The following is a 24273-nucleotide window of genomic DNA, read 5'->3' on the forward strand; positions in this document are numbered from 1 at the left end:
GAGCCATGTGGGAACGGATCGGGTTGGTTTGGCTGGCCTTTATCTCGGCGTTTGCCGCCGCCCCTGCACTCGCGGATCGCGACAGCGCGCGGGTGCATGTCTTTGGCAACAGCCTGATCAACCACCTCAGCGAGGCGGATGGCGACACCACCACCGTGCCCTATTGGCTCGGCCAACTGACCCGGGCCTCGGGACGTGACTTCGCGCTCTCCGGGCAATGGGGATTCCTGCGCGATTTCGTGCGCGACGGGGCGGCACCGAACTGGTCCTTCAAGGGCGTGTCCTCGCCGCGCGGGCGCATCGACACGGTGATGATCAACCCCGCCAATTTCATCCAGTATCAGCCCCCCGACGCCCCCTATGAGGGCGACAATCCCGATGGCAGCAGCCCGCTCTCGGCCACGCTCGCGATCATCGACCGCGCCCAAGAGAAATGGCCCGGCGCGCGCATCGTAATCTACGAGGGCTGGCCCGACATGGGCGGCTATGGCCGCAGCTTCCCCCCGTCTGACCGCAACCTGCGCCGCTGGCACGGCTACGCGCTGAGCGACTACCACGACTGGTACCGCACCTATGTCGCACAGGTGCAGGATGCTCGCCCCGACACCGATATCACCCTCGCGCCGGTCTCCTCGGTGCTGTCGGGGCTGCAAACCGGCCTGTTGGAGGAGATCCCCGTCGAGGCGCTCTATTCCGACAGCGCGCCGCATGGCACGCCGACGCAATATTTCCTCGCGGCGCTCGTGACTTATACCGCCCTCTTCGAGGCCCCCGCCTCGGCAAATTTCGCGGTGCCAGACGCCATCCATCCGGGCGTGCGTGACCGGTATGACCGCCTCACCGACGAGATCGCCCAGGCCCTCGGGCTGCAGGATGACCTTGCGGCAACCCCGACCACGCAGGCAACGCAAGACGCGCGCGCAGGCATCGGTATCGCCAATCCGAGCCTTGCCATGGGCCTCAACGGCATCGCCGACTGGTCGAGCCAGCACCCTTTCATCAACGTGATGAAAACCGCACGGCCCTGGATCGGGCACAGCGCCGATGAGTGGGGGGCGTTCTCGACCGAGGCGCTGCGCGCGGGCGGCTATCTGAGCGAGACCGGCTATCCGGTGGCGCTCCCCGATGGCGCGAAATCGCTGGAGTCGTTCTTCCTCACCGATCAGCCCGCAGGGGCCACGCACCTGAACGGCCGCTACCTCGTGCGCTATGAGGGCGAGGGGGTGATCCGCGTCACGGGACGCGCGGACAATGTGCGCTATAATTACGACACCCGGGAAATCCGCTTCGACTTTACGTCGGGCGACGGCCCGGCAGTCCTGCGCCTGCTCGAGACAGACCGCGACAACCCGATTCGCGACATCACCATCATCCGCGAAGACCAGGTCGCGTTGCACCAGGTGGGCGCGCTGTTCAATCCGCTCTGGATCGAGAAAATCGCCGATCTGCGGATGGTGCGCTTCATGGACTGGCAATTCACCAACGGCTCCACCCAGACCACCTTGAAGGGCCGCCCGGTGCCCGACGATGCCACCTATGTCTGGCGTGGCGCGCCGATCGAGGTGATGGTCGCCCTGGCCAACCGGATCGGGGCCGACCCTTGGGTCAACATGCCCCATGCCGCAGATGACGCCTATATGCGCGCCTTTGCCGAGTATATGCGGGATCATCTCGATCCGGGCCTCAAGGCGCATGTGGAATATTCCAACGAAGTCTGGAATTTCATCTTTCCGCAAGCGGTCTGGGTGCGCGAGGCCGCCGAGGCACTTTGGGGCGATGCGGCGGGCGATGATGCATGGATGCAATATGCCGGGCTGCGCGCAGCACAGATGGCACTGATCTGGCGCGAGGTCTACGAGGGACAGCACGACCGGCTGTCGGTTGTCGTGTCCACCCATACCGGCTGGCCCGGTCTGGAAGAGCCGATGCTGCAGGCCCCGCTCGCACTGGACAACGGCCAACTGTCCACGCCTCCGGTCGAACAGTTCGACGGCTATGCGGTCACCGGCTATTTCGGCTTTGATCTGGGCAGCGAGGACATGGCCGATACCCTGCTGGGCTGGATCGCTGCAAGCCGGGCGGTCGCACAGGCCAAGGCCGCCGAGACCGGAGCCGATCCCGACACCTACCTCGCGGCGCATGAATTCGACCTCGCCTATGATCTCGCCGCCGAGGCGCTTCGGCAGGGCTCGCTTGGCGAATTGCTCCGCGACATCTTTCCGTATCACGCCGATCTGGCAGCCCGGCACGACCTGCAACTGATGATGTATGAAGGCGGCACGCATGTGGTCGGCCACGGGGCCACGGTCGAGAACGAGACGCTGACGGGCTTTTTCAACGGCTTCAACTACAGCCCGCAGATGGGGCGCATCTACGAAGAGCTGATCGCCGGCTGGCACGCGGCGGGCGGCACCGCCTTCAACGCGTTCGTGGACGTGGCCACGGCCTCGAAATGGGGCAGTTGGGGGGCGCTGCGCCATCTCAACGACGACACCCCCCGCTGGCGCGTGCTGATGGCCGCCAACGCCACCCCGCCCGACCAGGCCGAACCGCGCGCGCCGGGGGCGTTCCTGCACGGCATCACGCAACAGGCAGGCGACGAGGGCACGACCCTCACCGGCACGGCCAAGGCCGATATCCTGCTGGGCGGCGCGGGAGACGACGTTCTGATCGGCCAGGGCGGCGCGGATCGCCTGCATGGCGGTCCGGGCCGCGATCTGGCAGTGCTCCCCGGTGCACGCGCCGACTATGACATCGCCCGTAACGGCCCGCGCCTGGTGCTTCAGGGCTCCTCTGGTCCGGTCTATCTGGTCGAGATCGAAGCGGTGGAATTCGCCGCGACACCCGGCCAGAAGATTCCCCTGGGCGAGCTGATGTAACTGTGACCCCAAGGGTTTTGCAAAACCCTTGGACGCGGTTTCCAAACCGCGTCGCAAGCTGTTTCAAAACAGCTTGCCGCCCGACAGCGATCCGCGCGCCACGGGGCAAGGGCTTTGCAAAGCCCTTGCACGCGTTTTGAAAAACGCGTGACAAGCTGTTTGCAAACAGCTTGCCCTCAGACCGACCCTCGGTGCATGCCTGCGATCAGCGCCTCCGCGCCAAGCGATGCACGGAACCCGGCCACCACATGCGCGCGCCCCGCTTTCGAGAGCCGCGCGCACAGGACCGGGTCGGCGGCCAGCGCGGCAATGGCATCGGCCAGCGCTTCGGGCGATCGCGGCGGCACCAGCATCCCGGTCTCGCCATGGGTGATCAGTTCGCGCACGCCGCCCGCATCGGTGCCGATGGTGGGCACCTCGCAGGCCATGGCTTCCATATAGGCCACGCCGAGCGGCTCGTGCCAGCTTGCCAGCACGAAGACGTCGGCCGCGAGCAGGTGCTGTCGGACCTGCGGCGCGCTGATCGCCCCCAGAAGGCGCGCGTGACCTTGCAGCCCCAGCGCCTCAAGATGTCGCTGCAACTCCAGGTGATAGCCCCCGCCACCCGCGTCATCCTCGCCCGCAATATCAAGCTGCACCTCGATGCCCCGATCCAGCAGCGTCCGCAGCGCCGACAGCAGATCCTGGTGCCCCTTCACCACGTTGAGCCGCCCACAGGCGAAAAGCCGCAGCGGCGCGCCGGGTGCTGGCGGTTCATAGGGCGTCTCGCGCTGGAAATCCTCCGTATCCACCCCCATCGGCTGCACCACAACGTCGGCGGGCATGTCCGCGCCCAGCACCGCCTCGGCCTCGGCCTGCAGCTTGCGGGTGATAATCGTGGCAAACGCCGCATGCCGCCACTTGAACCGCTGACCGGGCCCGTAATCCGACATCGGCCCGTGCAGCGTCAAACTGTAACTCGGCCCTCCCATGCGTCGCGCCAGCGCGCAGATCAGCGCGGCGCGCCCACAGCTATGGGCATGCACATGGGCGACGCCGCGCGCACGGCAGGTGGTGATCAGCGCCCGCGCGGCGGGCAGACAGATCACCACATCGCGCAGGAACGCGCGTCCCTCGCCCTCGCGCAGGATCTCGCCCCAGGGTGCGCGCAAAACTCCCGCCACCGCCGCCGCGAGGTCCATCTGCCCCAGATAGGTCGTCCGCGCCATCGCCGCCCGCGACCAGTCATGCGAAATCAACCCCTTGGGCGGCGGCCGCGTGCTCAGGATGTGGGGGGCGATGCCCAACCGCTCCAATTCCGCCAGTTCGCGCCAGAAAAAGATATGCGTCTGCCCCGGAAACTGCGGCACGAGATAGCCAAGCGGCAAGATCTGGGGGCTGTCCTGGGGCATTTCGGGTTCCGCGCGGGTTGGGTTTTCGGCTAAGGCTTAACACAAGGCCGCGCCCCACCGGTAGGGCGGCCATGTTCCGAACTGGAAACCCTGTGTTGACCGACGCCGAAAACCCCACGCTCAGCGTGATCGTCCCCGCCCATAACGAGGCGGGGCTGATCGGGGCCTGCCTGCGCGCGCTTTTTGCCTCGCATCCCGAGCCCGACGGGGCCGAGGCCATCGTGGTGGCCAATGGCTGCACCGATGCGACCGCCGCCGAGGCCCGCGCCTGCACAGACGCGGCCACGGCCCGTGGCTGGAAGCTGTCGGTTCTCGAACGCTCCGAAGGTGGCAAGCCCGGCGCATTGAACGCGGGCGAGGCGGTGGCACGCGGGCGGGTGCTGGCCTATCTTGACGCCGATGTCATCGTGTCGCCCGCGCTTTGTGCCGAACTCGTGCAGGCGCTTGACGGCGATGCCGCCCTCTATGCCAGCGGGCGCGTGGTGATCCCGACACCCGAGACGATGTTCAGCCGGGCCTATGCGCGGTTTTACCGACAGGTGCCGTTCTTTCACCACGGCGTGCCGGGCTGCGGGCTATTCGCCATGAACCGCCCGGCGCGCGTGCGGTGGGGCGAGTGGCCCGAGATCATCTCGGACGACACCTTTGCCCGGCTCAATTTCACCCCGTCCGAGCGTGTCGCGGTGCCCGCCCCCTATGACTGGCCCATTGTCGAGGGATTTGGCGCGCTGGTGCGTGTCCGCCGCAGACAGGATGCGGGCGTGGCCGAGATCGGGCGGCTCTACCCGGCGCTCCCGACCAATGACGACCCACGCCCCTCGGGGGCCGGGTGGGTGCTGCGCGCGGGCCTGCGCGCGCCTCTCGGCTTTGTCGCCTACGTCGCCGTCGCCCTTGCCACCCGCCTGCGTCGGGGCAACGGCTGGGCGCGCGGTCGCTGACCCACCGCCATCCTCGGACATGATCCGAGGACCTTCCGGCCAGCAGATCGCCCGGTCAAGCCGGGCGATGACATACTCGAACCCACACCCCGTCATCCTCGGGCCTGACCCGGAGATGTCCCGGACACCCCGAAAACCACGCGATTTCAATGGAAGCGCCATGAAATCGCCGCCATGATGCGACAAGCGTCCACAAACCGCGAAAGAGGATCGATGCGCGCCGCAAGACAGGCTTTTTCAGGCGAGGGGCTTCTGGCCCGGGCGCTGCGCTCTTCTGCGCTCACCGTGGCCGGATTCGGCGGCTCGCAAATCCTGCGGCTGGCCTCCAACCTGATCCTTGCCCGGCTGCTCTTTCCCGAAGCCTTCGGCATCATGGCCATCGTCAACGTGGTCATTCAGGGGCTGATGCAATTCTCCGACGTGGGCGTCAGCCCCGCCATCATGCAGAGCAAGCGCGGCGACGATCCGGCCTTTCTCAACACCGCATGGACCATTCAGGTGCTGCGCGGTGCGGCGCTGTTTATCACCGCTTGCGCGCTCGCCTGGCCGCTGGCGTGGTTTTACGACGAACCGCTGCTCCTGCAATTGCTGCCGGTTGCAGGGGTCGCGCTGCTGATCGCGGGGTTCAACCCCACGGCCCTCGACACCGCCAAGCGGCACCTCAGGTGGGGGCGTTTGACCTCGATCGAGTTCGGCGTGCAGATCACCGGCATCGTCGCGGGCGTGGCGCTGGCTTGGTGGCTGCAATCGGTCTGGGCGCTGGTCATCGCCAATGTCATCAGCACCGGCATCGCGCTCGCGCTGCACTGGCTGGCCCTGCCCGGCGCGCGCAACCGCTTTGACTGGGAGCGCCCGGCCCTGCGCGAGTTGGTGACTTTCGGACAATGGATCTTTCTCAGCACGATCTGCGGCTTTCTGTTCAATCAGGCCGACAAGCTGATCCTGGGAAAATATCTCAGCTTCGAGATGTTCGGTGTCTACAATATCGGATTTTTCCTCGCCTCATTCCCGATGCTTCTGGGCAATATGTTCACATGGCGGATGCTGATTCCGATCTACCGCGAACTGCCCCCCGGCGAGAGTGCCGCGAATTTCGCCAAGCTGCGGCGCATGCGCTTTGCCGTCACATCGGGCCTCATAACGCTCAGCGCCGGGTTCGCCGTCTGCGGCGTCTGGCTGATCGGGATCATGTATGACGACCGCTACGCGATGGCGGGGGCGGTCGTGGTGGTGATGGCCGCCATGCAAATCCCGCAAATTATCGTGATGACCTATGATCAGGCGTCGCTTGCGGCGGGCGATTCCAAACGCTTTTTCGTGCTGACACTGGCCAAGGCGGTGGTGATGATCGCCGCCCTGATCCTTGGCCTCGAATGGGGCGGATTGCTGGGGGCACTGCTCAGTTACGGGGCGGCGATGGTGGTGGCCTATCCGGTGGTGGTATGGCTGGCACGGCGCATGCAGGCATGGGATCCGCTGCATGATGCGGTGATGGCCGGTCTGGGCCTCGGTGTAGCGGCTCTCGCGTTCTGGCTCAACGGGGTAGCGATCGCGGATCTCGCGGCGCTTTCGGGTTGGTGAGGTGCCGGTCAGGGCGGAAAAGTCGGGTATTGCCAAGGCCATGCCGCAAAACCGTCGTATTGTGGAGAGATACGGGACACCCTATGATTTCCGCATTGTTCATTGATGGCCTGTGACATGAACGCGACCGACCTCAACGGCACCGAGATTGCCATTGTCGGAATGGCTGCGCATCTGCCCGGTGCGCGGACCGTGGTCGAGTATTGGGCGAACCTGCGCGCCGGCAGGCGTGCCATCAGACGGCTGAGCGAGGCCGAACTGCTGGCCGCCGGAGAGGCCCCGCAGACGATCCGCCGCCCCGATTACGTGCCTTTTGCCGCCCCGCTGGACGGGTTCGAGATGTTCGATGCCGAGTTCTTCGGCTTCGGTCCCAAGGAGGCTGCGATCCTCGACCCGCAGCACCGCCGCTTTCTGGAGGTGGCTTGGCAGGCGCTTGAGGATGCGGGCCACATGCCCGAGACCTTCCCCGGCCAAATCGGTGTTTTCGCAGGCTGCGGCATGGGCAGCTACTTCTATTTCAATCTCTGCTCCAACCGCGATCTGGTGGACGATGTCGGCATGTTCCTGTTGCGCCATACCGGCAATGACAAGGATTTCCTGACCACGCGGCTCAGCCATATCCTCGATCTCAAGGGGCCCTCTCTGGGCCTGCAAACCGCCTGTTCCACATCGCTTGTCGCGGTGCACTACGCCGCGCAATCGCTCTTGAATGGCGAATGCGACATGGCGCTCGCGGGGGGCGTGACCATCGAGTTGCCCCAGAACCGCGGCTACATTCACAAAGAGGGCGAGATCCTGTCGCCCGACGGCGAATGCCACGCGTTTGATCACCGCGCCCAAGGCACGGTCTTTGGCTCCGGCGCGGGCATGGTGGTGCTGCGCCGGCTGGAGGATGCGCTGGCCGACGGCGATCACATCTGGGGCGTGATCAAGGGCTCTGCGGTCAACAATGACGGCGCGGCCAAGGCAGGCTATCTCGCGCCTTCGGTCGATGGTCAGGCGGCGGCGGTGGCCGAGGCGCAGGCGGTGGCGGGCATCACGGCGGATAGCGTGGATTATGTTGAATGCCACGGCACCGGCACCTATCTCGGCGATCCGATCGAGGTGGCCGCCCTCACGCAGGCGTTCCGCGAGACGACCGAGGCAAGCGATTTCTGCCGCATCGGCAGCGTGAAAACCAATATCGGCCATCTCGACACGGCGGCGGGCGTGGCCAGTCTGATCAAGGCCACGCTGGCGCTCTATCACGGCGAGATGCCGCCCTCTCTGGGCTATGAGGCCCCCAACCCCGCCATCGCCTTTGACGGCAGCCCGTTTGCCGTCAATGATCGCCTGCGCGACTGGCCCAAGCGCGACCACCCGCGCCGCGCCGGGGTGAACTCATTGGGCGTCGGCGGCACCAACGCCCATGTGGTTCTTGAAGAGCCCCCCGCCCGCGCCGTCCCCGAGGCCAGCGACTGGCCGTTTCAGCCTATCGTGATCTCCGCGCGCACTAAATCTGCGCTGGACGACGCCACCACACGTCTCGCGGCGCATCTGCGAGAGTACCCCGATGAGCCGCTGGCCGATGTGGCCTACACCCTCAAGGACGGTCGCCGCGCGTTCGAGCGTCGCCGCATCACCGTCGCCCGCAGCCACGCCGAGGCCGCCGACCGGCTGGACAAGGGCGACACCCGCCGGGTCTTTACCCATCAGGCGCTCGACAATCCGGATGTGGTGTTCATGTTCCCCGGCGGCGGCGCGCAATATGCCGGCATGGCCCGCGATCTCTATGAGACCGAGCCGGTCTTTGCGGACTGGATGGATCGCGGCGTCGATATCCTCGCGCCCAGGCTCGATTACGACATCCGCGCGCTCTGGCTGCCTGACCCCGATCAAATGGCAGCGGCGGATGAACGGCTCAAACGCCCCTCGGTGCAACTGCCGCTGATCATGATCACCGAATATGCGCTGGCCCAACTCTGGCAGAGCTGGGGCGTCACCCCCGCTGCCCTGATCGGCCATTCCATGGGCGAGAACACCGCCGCCTGTCTGGCCGGGGTGATGAGCCTTGAGGATTGCATCGGCCTCGTCCATCTGCGCGGACAGCTCTTTGACAGCGTGCCCAAGGGCGGCATGCTCAGCGTGCCGCTCTCCGCCGATGCCCTGCGCCCCTATCTCGGCGACAGGCTCGACATCGCCAGCCTCAACGCGCCGGACCTGACCGCCGCGTCCGGGCCGGATGCCGATCTTGTTGACCTCGAACAGCGCCTCAACGCCGACGGGATCGAGCCACAGCGCATCGCCATCGACATCGCAGCGCATAGCCGGATGCTGGAGCCGATCCTCGACCGCTTCGGCGCCTACCTGCGCTCCATCCAACTGAGCGCACCGCAAATCCCCATCCTGTCCAACCGCACCGGCGATTATCTGACGGCGGCGGAGGCCACCGACCCCGCCTATTGGGTCGCCCATCTGCGCCATACGGTGCATTTCGCCGACGGCCTCACCCGGCTTGCCGAGAAAAAGGAGCGCGTCTTTCTCGAAGTCGGCCCCGGCAAGGCGCTCTCGTCCCTCGCGCAGGCGCATGGCACGATCAGCGCCAATCAGGTCATCGGCACCCTGCGCCACCCCGAGGACAGCATCGCCGACGACGAATATTTCATGGCCATGCTCGCCCGTCTCTGGGCCGTGGGGGTGGATATCGACTGGCCGCAGATCTGGGGCGAGGCGACGCGCAACCGCGTGCCCCTGCCCAGCTATGCCTTTCAGCACAAACCCTATTTCATCGCCCCCGGCGCGCCCCGCGCGGCGGCAGAGGACGAGTGGCCCACCCATCGCGACGACCTCGCGCAATGGGGCTACACCCCGCATTGGCGGCCCCGGCTGGCAGAGGTCGAGATCACCTCCGACGCCGACCTTGCCCGCCTGCCAAAGGAAACATGGCTGATCTTTGAGGACGAGACCGGCCTCGCCCGCGCCGTGGCCGACCGCCTCAGCGCCGCAGGCCACACCGTCACCACCGTCACCCCCGGCGACAGCTTCGCGCGGCTGAGTGAGGACCGCTACACCCTCTCCCCCGAACGCGGGCGCGAGGGCTATGACCAACTGATCCGCGCGCTGGTCGCCGACCATCGCCCGCCCACCCGCGTCGGGCATTTCTGGCTGGTCACGCGCGACGAACACCACCGCCCTGGCTCCAGCTTTTTTCACCGGGTGCAGGAACAGGGCTTCTACAGCCTGCTCTTTCTCGCACAGGCCATGGCGGACGAGGGGCTGGACACGCCCTTGCAGATCACCGCCCTCACCACCGGCGCGGCGCAGGTGCATGATGAAGCCTTGCCCTACCCCGCCAAATCCACGCTCGCGGGCCCCCTGCGCGTGATCCCGCGCGAGATGCCGCATATCACCACAGCGAGCCTCGATCTGACCCTGGCCGCGCGCGGCGCGCCCGATGCGGGCCTTGTGACCCGCGTGCTCGAAGACCTGGCGCAAGATCCCCGCAGCCACGCCGCCGCCCTGCGCGGCACAAGGCGCTATGAGGCCGAATGGCGCGAAACGGTCCTTGCCCCCGGCACCGCCCCGATTGCAAAGGGCGACACGGTTCTGATCACCGGCGGCTTTGGTGGTATCGGCCTCACGCTGGCCGAAGACCTCATCACGAAAAACAACGCCAATATCATCCTGATGGCGCGCCACGCCCTGCCGCCCCGCGCTGACTGGCCCCGGATCACCGCGACGCGCGGTGCCGGTGATCCGCTCGCCCGCCGCATCGCCGCCGTCAGCCGTCTCGAGGCACTGGGCGGCGAGGTCATGGTGATCGCGGGCGATGTCAGCAATATCGAGGACATGCAGGCCGCGAAATCGCAGATCGAGACGCGCTTTGGCCGGCTCAATGGCGTGATCCACGCCGCTGGCGTCATCGCCGACGCACCCCTGCTGGCCAAGGGGCCAGACACGATCGAGGATGTCTTCACCCCCAAGATCCACGGCACGCAGGTGCTGGAGCAGGTCTTTCCCGACGGCACGCTCGACTGGCTGGTGCTGTTCTCGTCCTCCTCCACCGCCACCGCGCCCGCGGGACAGGTCGATTACGTCGCCGCCAACGAATATCTCAACGCTTACGCCCGGTCACGGGCGGGCGGGCGCACCCGCGTCCTGGCGCTCGACTGGGGCATCTGGGCCGAGGTCGGCATGGCCGCCGAGGCCGTGGCACAGCAGACCGGCGAGGCCCCCACTGCCCCGCGCCTGCCGGTCGATCAGCCGCTCATCGACGAGGCCAGCTTTGACGCCGAGGGCAACCGCGTCTTTCACGCAAGCTACAGCGCCGCCACCCATTGGGTCTTCGATCAGCACCGCACGCGTGACGGTCAGGCGCTTCTGCCCGGCACCGGCTATCTCGATCTGCTGGCGCAGGCGCTGCGCGCGCAGGGCGAGGACGGCGCGTTCGAGATCCGCGATCTGATGTTCCTGCGCCCCTTCGACCTGGCCCAAGGGGCTACACGTGAGATGCGCCTCACCCTTACCCGCAGCGATCAGGGCTACGCTGCCCGGATCGAGGCCGACCACCTGCAGGCGGGCCGCCAGGGCTGGGTCACGCTGGCCGAGGCCGATCTGCGGCTGCTGCCGCTCACGCCGCCCGCGCCCCGCGATATCGACACCGTGCGCACACGCATGGAAGGCTGGAAGGAAGCGACCGATCCTCTCCCCTCCCCGCAAGAGAGGCATCTCGATTTCGGCCCCCGCTGGCGCGTGCTCCATGCGATGGGTCTTGGCGCGGGCGAGGGCCTCGCCCATCTGCACCTGCCCCCCGAGGCGCAGGGCGATCTGGAAAACGGCCACCTCTTGCACCCTGCTCTGATGGATATCGCCACCGGCTGGGCCATGGGCCTGATCGAGGGCTATGACGGCAGCGATCTCTGGGTGCCGATGTCCTATGGCGCGGTGCGGGTGCATGCGCCGCTTGGGCAGGATGTCCGGAGCATGATCCGGCTGACGACCGCACAGGCGCAAGAGACCGGCGTCGCCCGCTTCGATATCACGCTCACCGACCCCGCCGGTCGGGTGCTGGTCGAGATCGAGGATTTCGCCATCCGCAGACAGGCGGGCGGGCTGGCGATCACGCCGCCCCGCGCCGGTGAGATCCGCTTTGACGCTGGCGCTGACAGCACCCCCAACAGCCCCGCCGAAGAGCGCCTGCGCCACAACCTTCGTGAGGGCATCCGGCCCGCCGAGGGGGCCGAGGCGTTCCGCCGCGCCCTCGCCCTCGGTCAGCCGCAAGTGCTGGTCTCCTCGCTGGATCTGCCCGCGCTCATCCGTCAGGCCGAGGCCGGTGCGCAACCGCAAGAGACCGGTGCTCAACGCTTCGAGCGGCCCGATCTCGACGGCGATTACGTCGCCCCCGAAGGCGAGATCGAGACCCGGCTCGCGGGTTTCTGGTCCGACCTTCTCGGCCTCGACCCGGTCGGCGTCGAGGACAGCTTCTTCGACCTTGGCGGGCATTCGCTGATCGCCGTGCGCCTCTTCGGCATGATCCGCAAGGCGTATCGCGTTGATTTCCCGATCTCGATCCTCTTCGAGGCCCCCACAATCCGCGCCTGTGCCCGGCTGATCGAAGAGCGCATCGGCCCGCAGGAGGCAGGGGCGAGCACCCCCGCGACATCCGAGCCCGCCCGCCGCTTCACCCATCTGGTGCCGATGCATCGCGGCGAGGGCGGGCCGAAAACGCCATTCTTCCTCGTCGCAGGCATGTTCGGTAACGTTCTGAACCTGCGGCACTTGGCGCATCTTCTGGGGGATGATCGGCCGTTCTTCGGCCTGCAGGCGCGCGGACTCTATGGCGACGACAGCCCGCATGACGACCTGACCGAAGCCGCCCGCGACATGATCGCCGAAATCCGTCAGGTGCAACCCAAGGGGCCCTATCTGGTGGGCGGCTTTTCGGGTGGCGGCATCACCGCCTATGAAATGGCGCAACAGCTTGAGGCGGCGGGCGAAACGGTGGCCGTGGTGATCCTGCTCGACACCCCGCTGCCACAGCGCCGTCCCCTGGCGCGCCGGGACAGGGCGATGATTCAATGGCAGGAATTCAAATCGAATGGCCCGCTCTATCCGCTCAAATGGGCCGCGCGCCGCGTCGCGTGGGAGATCGCCAAACGCCGCCCGCAGCCGCATACCGACACGTCCGAACATCAGTTCCACGATCATGAGATCGAGGCCGCCTTCTACCGCGCCATCGACACGTATCAGGTCCACCCTTGGACCGGCACGCTGCACCTCTTCCGCCCGCCGCAATCGGGCAAGTGGCAGGTCTCGAACGGCCAATGGGTCAGCGATGAGCGCGCCTATGTACTGCCCGACAATGAATGGTCCGGCCATGCCCCCAACCTGTCGGTGACCGAAGTGCCGGGGGATCACGATTCCATGGTGCTGGAGCCCAATGTCCGCGTCCTCGCCGCCCGCATGCGCCGCGTGATCGAGGCGGCAGAGGGCACGCGGGATACCCCACCCGGCCACCGGGAGGCTGCCGAATGACTGCCCCGCGCGTCCTGACGATCGTGCTCAACTGGCGCACGCCCGAGATGAGCCTCAAATCCGCCACCGCCGCGCAGCGCGCCATGGCAGGCATCGCCGGTGAGATCGTGATCGTCGATAACAATTCAGGCGACGGCTCGTTCGAGAAAATGCAGGCGGAAACCTCCGGTTGGGACCGCGTCCGCGTGGTCCAATCGGGCCATAACGGCGGCTTTGGCGCGGGCAATAATGCGGGCATGCACGAAGGCCTCTCGGACGGCACACGCCCGGATTACGTCTATATCCTCAACTCCGATGCCTTCCCGGCTGAGGGCGCCATCGCGGCCCTGCTGGCCCATCTGGAAGCGACCCCCAAGGCCGGGCTGGCGGGCAGCCATATCCACGGCCCCGACGGTGCGCCGCATGTTAGCTGCTTTCGCTTCCCGTCTATCCTTGGCGAGTTCGAAGGTGCCGCGCGCATCGGCCCCATAAGCCGCCTCTTGCGCCATCATGCCGTGCCGTTGCCGATGGCCGAGACCACGCAGCCTGTTGACTGGCTGGCGGGCGCAAGCCTGATGATCCGGCAAGAAGTTCTGGAGCAAATCGGCGGCTTTGACGAAACCTTCTTTCTCTATTTCGAGGAAACCGACCTCTGCCGCCGCGCCGCGCAGGCGGGATGGCAAACGCATTACGTGGCCACCTCCCGGGTCGAGCATATCGGCTCGGTCTCGACAGGCATGAAGGGCTGGGACCGGGTGCCGGATTACTGGTTCGCCTCGCGCCGGCATTATTTCATCAAGAATCACGGGCGCGGCTATCTCGCGCTGGTCACGCTGGCACATCTGACCGCCGCGAGCCTCGGCAGCCTGTGGCGGCTGATCCGACGCAAGGGCGCGCCGCGCCCGCCGCATTTCCTGCGCGATCTGGTGTTGGGCGATCTGGGCTCGGCCCTGAGGGGCCCGATCAAACGTAAGGCGGACGCATGATGCAGGCGCTCCTCATCGGCAACGAGTCCCTCGCCCTGCAATGCGGCGAGGCGTGGCTGGCGCGCGGGCATGGCATCGCGGCAGTGGTGACACGCCATGCCGATGTTGTCGCATGGGCTGGCGAAAAGGGGCTGCGGATCGAGGCCCCCGGCGCAGGGTTGGCCGAACGCCTCGGCAATCTGAGCTGTGGCTGGCTGCTTTCCATCGCCAATCTCGATCTTCTGCCGCAAACGGTGCTTGCGCACGCCACGCGCGGCGCCGTGAATTTCCATGACGGCCCGCTGCCGCGCCATGCCGGGCTGAACGCACCGGTCTGGGCCATTCTGGAGGGTGACGCGCAGCATGGCATTACCTGGCACCTGATCGAAGGCGGCATCGATGAGGGCCGCATCGTGGTGCAACGCCTCTTTGACATTGCACCGGATGAAACCGCCTTTACCCTCAACGCCAAGTGCTATGCGGCGGCGCTCGACAGCTTTGACGAGGTGATCGGCGCGCTGGAACACGGCGTGCCGGGGCTGGTCGCACAGCAGAGCGTGCCGCGCAGCTATCACGCGCGCGACGACCGGCCCGGGAGCGCCTGGCTCGATGTCACCCGTCCCGCCGCCGATCTGGCGCGGGTGGTGCGCGCGCTTGATCATGGTGGCTATTTCAACCCGCTCTGCATGGCGCGCCTGCGCATCGGGGATCACATATTGCTGGTCGGGCAGGCCGCCCCCGTGCAAGGCCAAGGCATACCGGGCACAGTGCTGGAGAATGACGGCACCCGGCTGACCGTCGCCACCGACGATGGTGCGCTGCGCCTGAGCAGGATCACCGGCTCCGATGGTGCCACGGTCGATCTTGCCGCCTGCGCACCGGTGGGTCACTTGGTTACGCCCGCCTCTGATGAGGACCGGCAGGCGCTCGCCGATCTCGCCACGCAAGACGGCTATTGGCGCAGGGTCATGACGGCAATGCGTCCGATCACCCTGCCCGTTGTCTCGGGCAAGAGTGCAGCGACAGAGCGCCGTGCCCTTGACCTTGCGCCCGAGACGGCCCTTGCCGCCATCGCCACATGGGCTGCGCGGATTGGCGGCGATGAGGGCGCACATCTGGCCTATGCAGGCCCTGTGCAGGCCGACGCCCCGGATCTCGCCTGCCCCTGGGTGCCCGTTGATGCGAGCCGCCTGGCCGAGGACATGGCCGAGGCCGACGCACGCGGCCCCTTCGCGCTCGATCTCTTCGCGCGCGAACCCGCACTCGACGCCGCACATCGCCCGCATCTGGGGCTGCGCCTTGCGGGCAAGGACCTGATCCCCGGCACTGCCCTCACCGTAGATCTGACCGATACCCCGGCGCTGCTCTTTGACTCCGCCCGCGTATCGCCCGCGATGGCCGATCTGCTGGCCAAGCGATTGGAGGCGCTCGGGCGCGGCGAGAGTGCCGCGATGCCCGAGGCCGAGCGACGGTTGGTGGTCGAAGCGTGGAACCGCAGCGATACCGCCTATGACGCCCGCCCCATCCACCGGCTGATCGAGGCGCAAGCGCACAAGAGCCCCGAGTCGCGCGCGCTTGTCTTCGAGTCCGAGACCCTGAGCCATGCCGCGCTGGAAACCCGCGCCAATTGCCTCGCCCATGTTCTGCGTCAGATGGGCGTCGGCCCCGGCGTTCTGGTCGGGCTTTGCCTGCCGCGTTCCGCCGATATGGTCGTGGCCGCACTCGCCATCTGGAAGGCGGGTGGGGCCTACGTGCCGATGGACCCGGCCTATCCCGCCGACCGGCTGGCGCATTACCTGAGCGACAGCGGCGCGCGGGTGGTGGTGACCCGCTCGGATGTGGCCGAGGCCCTGCCGCAAGGTGACGCGCGACGGCTGTTGCTCGATACTGACCCCCGACTTGCCACCGCGCCCGACACGGGCCTCGACGGCGGCGCGGGGCCCAACGATCTGGCCTATGTGATCTATACCTCCGGCTCCACCGGGCGGCCCAAGGGCGTGATGGTCACGCATCGCAACGTCGCCAATTTCTTCGCGGGAATGGACGACCGCATACTCACCGAACCCGATGCCGTCTGGCTTGCCGTGACCAGCCTCAATTTCGACATTTCGGTGCTGGAGCTGTTCTACAGCCTCGCGCGCGGCTACACCCTCGTGCTCAGCGGCGACGAGGCCCGCGCGCTGGTCTCCTCGGGGCAGATCGCCACCTCAGAGCGCGGCATGGAGTTCAGCCTCTACTATTGGGGCAATGATGACGGCACCGGGCGCGACAAGTACAAATCCCTGCTCGAAGGCGCGCAATTCGCCGACACCCATGGCTTCTGCGCGGTCTGGACACCCGAGCGGCATTTTCACGCCTTTGGCGGGCCCTATCCCAACCCCTCGGTCACCGGGGCCGCCGTGGCCGCCGTCACGCAAAACCTCGCCGTGCGCGCCGGTAGCTGCGTGGCCCCGCTCCATCACACCGCCCGCATCGCCGAGGAATGGGCGGTGATCGACAACCTGACCAATGGCCGCGCGGGCATGGCCATCGCGTCAGGCTGGCAGCCCGACGATTTCATCCTGCGCCCGGAAAACGCACCGCCCAACAACAAGCCCGCGATGTTCGACGCGATCCGCGATCTGCGCAAGCTGTGGCGCGGCGAGGCCGTCGGCTTCCCCCGCGCCGATGGCACGCTGCACGAGGTGGTCACGCAGCCGCGCCCGGTGTCATCCGACCTGCCGGTCTGGGTCACGACCGCCGGCAACCCCGAAACATGGCGCGAGGCAGGCGCACATGGCGCCAATGTGCTGACCCACCTGCTCGGCCAATCGGTGCAAGAGGTGGGCGACAAGATCGCGCTCTACCATGCCGCGCTGCGCGAGGCGGGCCATGATCCGGCCGATTTCACCGTGACGCTGATGCTGCACACCTACGTGGCCGAAACCCGCGAGGAGGCCGCCCGCGTCGCGCGCGAGCCGATGAAGGATTACCTGCGCTCCGCCGCCGGGCTCATCAAGCAATACGCCTGGGCCTTCCCGGCCTTCAAGAAACCCAAAGGCGTGGATAACGCGTTCCAGCTCGATCTCGGATCATTGGACGAAGAGGAACTCGAAGGCATCCTCGATTTCGCCTTCGAGCGGTATTTCAACGACTCAGGGCTGTTTGGCACCATCGAGGATTGCGTCGCGCGAGTGGAGGAATTGAAACGCATCGGCGTGGATGAGGTCGCCTGCCTGATCGACTATGGCATCCCGGTGCGGCAAGTGCTAGACGGCTTGCGGCCCCTCGCCCGCGTGCTGGAACGCTCGAACCGGGTGGGCGGTATCCCCGAGGATGACTTCTCCATCGCCGCGCAGATCCTGCGCCACAAGGTCACGCATCTGCAATGCACCCCCTCGATGGCGCGGATGATCGCGATGAATGACGAGGCGCGGCATGCGCTCGGGCGGATCAGGCACCTTATGCTCGGCGGTGAGGCGCTGCCCGGCAGTCTGGTGCAGGAGTTGCGCGGTCTCACGCAAGCGCAGATCACCAACATGTACGGGCCCACCGAGACAACCATCTGGTCCACCACCGGCCCCGCCGAGGACGCGCCCGGCGTCTGCCCCATCGGCACGCCGATTTCAAATACGCAGACGTATGTTTTGGATAGCGACATGCAGCCCGTGCCGATTGGACAGCCCGGCGAATTGTGGATCGGCGGCGATGGCGTCACGCGCGGCTATCTGGGCCGCGAGGATCTAACCGCCGACCGCTTCCGCCCCGACCCGTTCCGTGACGGGGGCCGCATCTACGGCACCGGAGACCTCGTGCGCTGGCGCGCCGATGGGCGGCTCGATTTCATCGGGCGGGCCGATACACAGGTCAAGCTGCGCGGCTACCGGATCGAGTTGGGCGAGATCGAAGCGGCATTGGAGACTTGCGACGGCGTCGAGCAGGCCGTCGTGCTCCTGCGCGAGGACACGCCCGATGATCCGCGTCTCGTGGCCTATCTACGCGGCACCGCCTCTGACACCGCAATCAAGGCGCATCTGGCGCAGCACCTGCCCGCCCACATGATCCCTGCCCATGTCGTCACGCTCGACACCTTCCCGCTGACGCCCAACCGCAAGGTGGATCGCAAGGCGCTCCCTGCGCCTGCGCGCATCAGCGCACCGCGCCCGGCCAAGGCCACCGCCCCCGTGGCCCCCGCCAACAGCCTCGAGCGCGAGATCGCGGCGATCTGGGCGCGCATTCTCGGCGTGGCGGAGATCGGCGCGCAGGACAGTTTCTTCGACCTTGGCGGGCATTCCCTGCTGGCGGTGCAGGCGCATCGCGAGATCCGGTCAGAACTGGGCGTCGAGCGCCTCGGCATCACCGACATCTTCCGCTGCCCGAAACTGGCCACTCTCGCCGCGCGGGTGGCGGAATTGCGCGGTGACGTGCCCAAACCGGCCAATGATCCCGAACCGGCCCCGGCGACAGGCAACCGTGCCACCGCCCGGGCCGAGGCGATGGCCAAGCGCCGCGCGATGCGCGCCGCGCGCCGGGGATGACCGAGGCCCTCACCGCCACCCTGCGCGCGCTCCTGCCGCCTGGCGTGGCGCTTGGGCAGGCCGACCCGACCGCACCCGTGACGGGGCTGCTGCCTCAAGAGGCCGCGGCGATGGCACGCGCGGTCCCCGCACGCCAAAGGGAATTCGCCGCCGGACGCCGCGCCGCGCGCGCGGCGATGATCACGCTTGGCTTGCCTTCCGCCCTGGTCCCGCAGGGTGGCGATCGCGCTCCCGTCTGGCCCGACGGCCTGACCGGCACGATCAGCCATGGCGCGGGCACCTGCCTCGCTCTGGTTGCGCGCGTCGGTGATTTTGCCGGGCTTGGGCTCGATCTAGAACCCGCCACGGCCTTGCCCGACGATCTGAGGGATACGGTCTGCACCACGCAGGACCGCGCGCGACATACCTCGGCGCTTGCTGGTCGTCTGATATTCTGTGCCAAGGAAGCCACCTACAAGGCGCAATATGTCCTGAGCCGACAGCTGCTGGAGTTCCACGATCTGGCGGTCACGCTCAGCCCTGATGTCAGCCGCTTTACCGCCACGCTTTTGCGCCCCTGCCCGCCATTTGCCGAGGGCACGACATTCTCCGGGCATCTCGCGATCGCGGACGGGATTATTGCCGCGCTCATCACCCTGCCCCACGAGAGCAACACAGTGTTTCCGGATCGCGGGCAATAAACTATGGCGCAAATGTGGCCGGATCGTTAAATTGGGGCGAAATCAAGACGCAATTCTGTCAGGACCGTTTGGGGGCATTCGGTCGGCGGGGCGCGCGGGGTTACCCGCCTGACCTGTCGGCGTGATTTGGTCACCGGGCGGTTGGGTCGTCGATGCACTGCGATACGACGCTGATAGGTAGACCATGAGTTCGATCAAATCCTTGCCCGACGTGATGCGGATGCTGCGGCGCAGGCTGTGGCTTATCATGCTTGTCGCGCTGATCGGATCGGTCGTGTCGATCATGGTCGCGCTCAACCAGCCCAAGGTCTATCAGGCGACGGCGGTCATCCAGATCGAGACCCCGCAGGTCGAGCGCGACAGCCGTGGGCAGATCATCGGCAGCGATGCGCGCCACCGGCTGCAACTCATCGAACAGCGGCTGATGGCGCGCGATCACCTGATCAAGATGATCGACAAGCACGGGCTCTTTGCCGATGCCCACGACATGCCGCTGTCGCAGAAGATCTATCAACTTCGGATTTCGGCCCGGATCGAACAGATCACCGTCGGCATGCCCGGCGCGGGGCCCGCGACCACGCCCTCGGGGCTGAGCGTCACGGTCAGCCTTGGCGACCCGGACAAGGCCGCCGAGGTCGCCAATGATTTCGTCGATGCGGTGATCAGTCAGAACCGTCAGCGCCGCATGGAGTCGGTGCGGGAAACTCTCGATTTTTACAGCGATGAAGAGGCCCGCGTAGATGCGCGCATCGTGGCGCTCGAGGAACAGATCGCCGACTTCAAGCGCGCCAATGCCGACGCCTTGCCGACCAGTATCGGGTCGATGCGCGATCAGCTTGGGACCTTGCAGGAAACGCTGCTGGAGATCGATCAGCAGATCATCGCGCTAGAGACCGAAAGTTCGCGTCAGCGCGAAGAGGTGTTCGCCCGCCAGGTCGGGCAATTGAACGATCAGCGCGCGCTGGTATCCAGCCGCATCGCTGCCATCGAGGCCGCACTTGCCGCCGCACCACGGGTGGAGCGTGAACTCGGCGCGCTCAATCGCGATCTGGCCCAGCTTCAGGAACAGCTGACCGCGATCACCCGCAACCGGGTCGAGGCGGAAATGGCCAGCGTGCTTGAATCCCGGCAACAGCAGGAGCGGTTCGAAATCCTCGAAACCGCGATCCCGCCGCAGTATCCGGTCTCTACCAGCCGCAAGAAGCTGGCGCTCGCGGGCGGGCTGGCCAGCCTCGCACTCGGGCTGGCCCTCGCGCTTGTGCTGGAAATCCTCAACCCGGTGCTGCGCACCCCGTCGCAGCTCGAGGACGAGTTGGGCATCACCCCCGTGATCTCGATTCCGGTGGTGCGTCTGCGCGGCGAGCGGCGGGCGCGCCTGTTCAAGCGCCTTGGCACGTTGGCCCTCGCACTGCTGGTTTTGCCGATCCTGTTCCGGTTGATCGAGGAAAGGCTCTTGCCGTTGCGCGCACTTGGCGGCAACTGAGCCGGGTCAATATCCGTATTTGGTGATGTTCTCGCCCTCGGCCCGGTTCATCACCACGCCCAGTAGCGGCACCTCGTCGCCAAAGCGGGCCTTGAGGTCGCGCACCTCTTTTGCGGTGCTGCGCCCGCCGCCGACGACCAGCAGAACGCCATCGAATTGCGGCCTGAACCCCAGCACGTCATCATAGTAGAGCGCGGGCGGCATGTCGAAAATCACCACATCTGGCGCCAGCCGCGCACAAAGATCGGCCAGCACCGCCGCTGTGCCCGGCGCCTGCAGGAGTTCCGCAGCATAGGCTTCCGCCCGGTCATTGAGACCAAGCGCAAGATGTGGCCCGATATGCATCGCATTCTTGTCGGGCCGCAGGAAATGCCGCTCGGCGGACAACTCGCCAGTCAGGAAACGGGACATGCTGCCCGGCTCCGAGACGCCGAGCATCTTCGCCAGCGACGGACGGCGGAGGTCCATGTCCATCAGGACGGTGCGCAGGCCCGATTGCCGCGACAGGCTGATCGCCAGATTGGCCGCGACAAAGGACTTGCCGCAATCCGGCGTGGCCGAGGTGATTGCCACCCGGTGCCAGCCGCGCGCCCGCAGCGTCGCCACCAGCTTGGTGCGCAGCACGTCAAAGGCCACATGCGCCGGATCCTCGCGGGTGGCGGAAATCAGGCGATTGCGGATCAGGTGACGGGTATCCAGCGGCACGGCCCGCAGATCGTCCCAAAGTGGCTGCTGTGTCGACGCGACGGGCTCAGGCTCAGGCTCAGGCTCAGGCTCAGGCTCAGGCTCAGGCTCAGGCTCAGGCTCAGGCTCAGGCTCAGGCTCAGGCTCAGGCTCAGGCTCAGGCTCAGGCTCAGGCTCAGGCTCAGGCTCAGGCTCAGGACTGTCCAGCGATTCGGGAGTTACGGCAAAGGCTTCCTCCGGCTCGGCCCGCATCTCGGGGTCGAGCGGAAAGGCCCTTTCATCTCCGCGCTCCTCAAGGGAGGTCTCGGCCACGTCCCCGGCCTCCTCGGCCGTGTGCCGCGCCTCTCGGCGGCGCATATAGGCGTCGTGGCGCTGGAGTTTCATTGGCACGGCTCCACCCCCCGCCACGCGCCGGGGCGCGTGCCATGCGTCATGAAGAGGCGAGCCGATGCTGCCATATCCGGGAACTCCTGCCTGTTGCGCCCGGTATGCCGGGCAAATCCGGCAACAATGCGACGGAAAATCACTGATTATATGCCCCGCGCCTCAGAACCCGATAAGGTTGGCCCGGTCCACCGCCGCCTGCAGAAACGCCTCGCGATCCGCGACCGGGGTCCATCCCAGCAGGGCCTTGGGCTTGGCATTTTCGAACCGCGCGTAATGCGCCCGTGATTTCCAGTCACGCAGCGACGCGCGGATCACGCCGGGGCGGCGCAGCGCATGGGTCTTGAGCACGGATTTCACCGCATCCGCAGCCCAGAGCACCGTCAGGTTGCCCGAACTCACGCGCAGACGCGCCCCAAGCCGCATGTGGATTGCGTTGAAATAGCTGCGCGCCGAGGGCTGCACATCGCCCACGAGGTTGAACGACTGACCGAGCGCCGCCTCCTGTGTGGCCATCCGAATGAGCCCGTCCGAGACATCGCCGATCAGCACGAAGGGCAGCGGATTGTCGCCCTCGCCCCAGAGCCGCACCGCCCCCGCGCCGTGCCAGCGCCCGATCCCCCAATGCTGCAGCGGCCCGCCATGGCCCACAACGATGCCGGGCCGCGCGATGGTCAGCGGCAGGCCGTGTTCGCGCTGCATCTCCCACAGCCGCCGCTCGCATTCCGCCTTGGAGCGGGCATAGAGATTGCGGTCGCTCATGTCCTCGGCGAAGGGCGTAGATTCGGTGATCATCTTCGCAGGGTTCGACATGTCATAAGACGCAATCGTGCCGGTATAGACAAAGCGTCCCACCCCCGCCGCCAGCGCCGCCCGCGCGATCCGGTCCGAGACGCCGATATCGTTTTCCAGACAGTCCTCCCACGAGGTGCCAAGCGCGCGGGCGAGGTTATACACGATGTCGATCCCCTCCATCGCGCGGGTCAGCCCCGCTTCGTCGCGCAGGCTGACGGCGCAGGTCTCGACAGTCTCAGGCAGATCGTCGAACGGGCCATGCCCCCCCCGCGACAGCACCCGCACGTCATGGCCCTGCGCCACCAGGGCCCGCGTCAGGTCGCGGCCCAGAAACCCGGTGCCGCCGATCACAAGCGCCGTCGGTTCAGGTTTGCGGCGCGGCTTGGGGTGGCGGACAGTCTCGCGCCCCTGATCCGGCATCAGCGCAATCGTCGCGTCGATCGCCCGGCTGACACCCTCCACCGCCGCGCCGTCAAAGCGTGGATCGAGCGGGCGACCCTCGCGGATGGCCCCATAAAACGCGTCGAACAGCCCCATGAAGCCAAGCGCATAGGGCGATTTGCGGTTCAGCGATCCGATCTGTCGCGCAGCATTGCCAACGCCTTCGCGCAGATGTGCCCAGGCCACGCCCATCTCTCGCAGGAACGGGTTGAGCACCAGATCAGCGGTGTTCTCACGGGTCACGGTCAGCACATCGGCGGCGTAGTCCAGCCGCGCCAGCGCCGACGAGCCGCGCAAGGTCAGCGAGCGGTCGTCGACGCTCTCGACCAGTTGCAGGTTGATCGCCAGATCGACCTCCCCCGCCTGCGCCGTGATCCGCCAGCTTTGCGGGCGCGTGCCCGCGCCGGGCAGGTGCACGGGCTTCGACAGATGCAGCCCCGTTACCGTTACCGTCACCGGACCGAACAGATCCTGCGCAAAGGCGAAAAGATGCGGGCCCAACTCGCGCAGCAGGTTTCCCGGCTCGCGCAGCATCCACAACCCGAAAGGTCCGGAGCGCAGCGGCCCCAGCGGAAAGGCCCAGGTTATCTCGGCGCTTGAAATCCGCCCCAATTCTCCCGCCGCGACCAGCGCCTTGAGGCGCTGATAGGCGGGCAGCCCTAGGAAATTATGCCCGGCGGCAAGGTGACGCCCGGCGGCGCGCGCCGTCTCGGCCACGCTTGCTGCCTCATCCCCCGAGAGGGCCACCGGCTTTTCCACCAGCACATGCAATCCGGTGGCAAGGCATTTGCGCGCCAGGGCCGCGTGGCTGTCGGGCGGCGTCAGGATATGCACCGCCTCGACCGTACCCGAGGCAATCAGATCGTCCAGATCGGTGAAGGCTCGCGCCCCGTGCGCCGATGCCAGCCCTTCTGCCGCCGAGGCCGACAGATCACACACCGCCGCCAGCCGCACCCCCGGTGTCAGCTTAAGTGCCGCCGCATGCCAACCCGCGATATAGCCCGCGCCGACAAGCCCCACATTGATCACCTTATCCGTCATCA

The 24273-nt window shown here is 66.8% G+C and carries 11 protein-coding genes; 8 read left to right on the forward strand and 3 right to left on the reverse strand.

All coding sequences use genetic code 11. The features are described 5' to 3' along the window. Positions 1 to 5: 5 nt before the first annotated feature. Complete coding sequence (locus BMX04_RS10675) at positions 6 to 2879, forward strand: type I secretion protein (protein ID WP_074786305.1); 2874 nt, start codon at positions 6 to 8, stop codon at positions 2877 to 2879. A 176-nt stretch (positions 2880 to 3055) separates the two neighbouring features. Here the strand turns inward: BMX04_RS10675 and epsE are convergent, their stop codons facing one another. Further along, complete coding sequence (gene epsE, locus BMX04_RS10680; protein ID WP_083398162.1) at positions 3056 to 4270, reverse strand: exopolysaccharide biosynthesis GT4 family glycosyltransferase EpsE; 1215 nt, start codon at positions 4268 to 4270, stop codon at positions 3056 to 3058. A 92-nt stretch (positions 4271 to 4362) separates the two neighbouring features. Here epsE and BMX04_RS10685 point away from each other — a divergent pair, with 92 nt between their 5' ends. From BMX04_RS10685 to BMX04_RS10715, 7 genes are all read left to right on the forward strand, one after another. After that, positions 4363 to 5208 (forward strand): glycosyltransferase family 2 protein, encoded by an 846-nt coding sequence (locus tag BMX04_RS10685; RefSeq protein WP_244888523.1) that lies wholly within the window; start codon positions 4363 to 4365, stop codon positions 5206 to 5208. 213 nt (positions 5209 to 5421) lie between these two features. Beyond that, complete coding sequence (locus BMX04_RS10690; protein ID WP_074786309.1) at positions 5422 to 6789, forward strand: oligosaccharide flippase family protein; 1368 nt, start codon at positions 5422 to 5424, stop codon at positions 6787 to 6789. A 117-nt stretch (positions 6790 to 6906) separates the two neighbouring features. After that, the gene (locus BMX04_RS10695) at positions 6907 to 13302 is read left to right on the forward strand and encodes a type I polyketide synthase (RefSeq protein WP_175477351.1); all 6396 of its coding nucleotides are present in this window, start codon (positions 6907 to 6909) and stop codon (positions 13300 to 13302) included. Continuing rightward, complete coding sequence (locus BMX04_RS10700) at positions 13299 to 14267, forward strand: glycosyltransferase (RefSeq protein WP_074786313.1); 969 nt, start codon at positions 13299 to 13301, stop codon at positions 14265 to 14267. Before BMX04_RS10695 ends, BMX04_RS10700 begins: the two co-directional genes overlap by 4 nt. Next, the gene (locus tag BMX04_RS10705) at positions 14264 to 18763 is read left to right on the forward strand and encodes a MupA/Atu3671 family FMN-dependent luciferase-like monooxygenase (protein WP_074786315.1); all 4500 of its coding nucleotides are present in this window, start codon (positions 14264 to 14266) and stop codon (positions 18761 to 18763) included. Before BMX04_RS10700 ends, BMX04_RS10705 begins: the two co-directional genes overlap by 4 nt. Beyond that, positions 18760 to 19443 (forward strand): 4'-phosphopantetheinyl transferase family protein, encoded by a 684-nt coding sequence (locus BMX04_RS10710; RefSeq protein WP_074786317.1) that lies wholly within the window; start codon positions 18760 to 18762, stop codon positions 19441 to 19443. Before BMX04_RS10705 ends, BMX04_RS10710 begins: the two co-directional genes overlap by 4 nt. Before the next feature lie 184 nt (positions 19444 to 19627). Next, the gene (locus BMX04_RS10715) at positions 19628 to 20926 is read left to right on the forward strand and encodes a Wzz/FepE/Etk N-terminal domain-containing protein (RefSeq protein WP_050662462.1); all 1299 of its coding nucleotides are present in this window, start codon (positions 19628 to 19630) and stop codon (positions 20924 to 20926) included. A gap of 6 nt (positions 20927 to 20932) precedes the next feature. Here BMX04_RS10715 and BMX04_RS10720 read toward each other — a convergent pair whose 3' ends face one another. Continuing rightward, entirely contained in the window at positions 20933 to 21994 is a 1062-nt protein-coding gene (locus BMX04_RS10720) for a CpsD/CapB family tyrosine-protein kinase (protein WP_139194535.1), read from the reverse strand. A 162-nt stretch (positions 21995 to 22156) separates the two neighbouring features. Further along, the gene (locus tag BMX04_RS10725; protein WP_074786321.1) at positions 22157 to 24271 is read right to left on the reverse strand and encodes an NAD-dependent epimerase/dehydratase family protein; all 2115 of its coding nucleotides are present in this window, start codon (positions 24269 to 24271) and stop codon (positions 22157 to 22159) included. Positions 24272 to 24273 lie beyond the last annotated feature (2 nt).

This window comes from Roseovarius tolerans (assembly GCF_900109855.1).
Lineage (GTDB): Bacteria > Pseudomonadota > Alphaproteobacteria > Rhodobacterales > Rhodobacteraceae > Roseovarius > Roseovarius tolerans.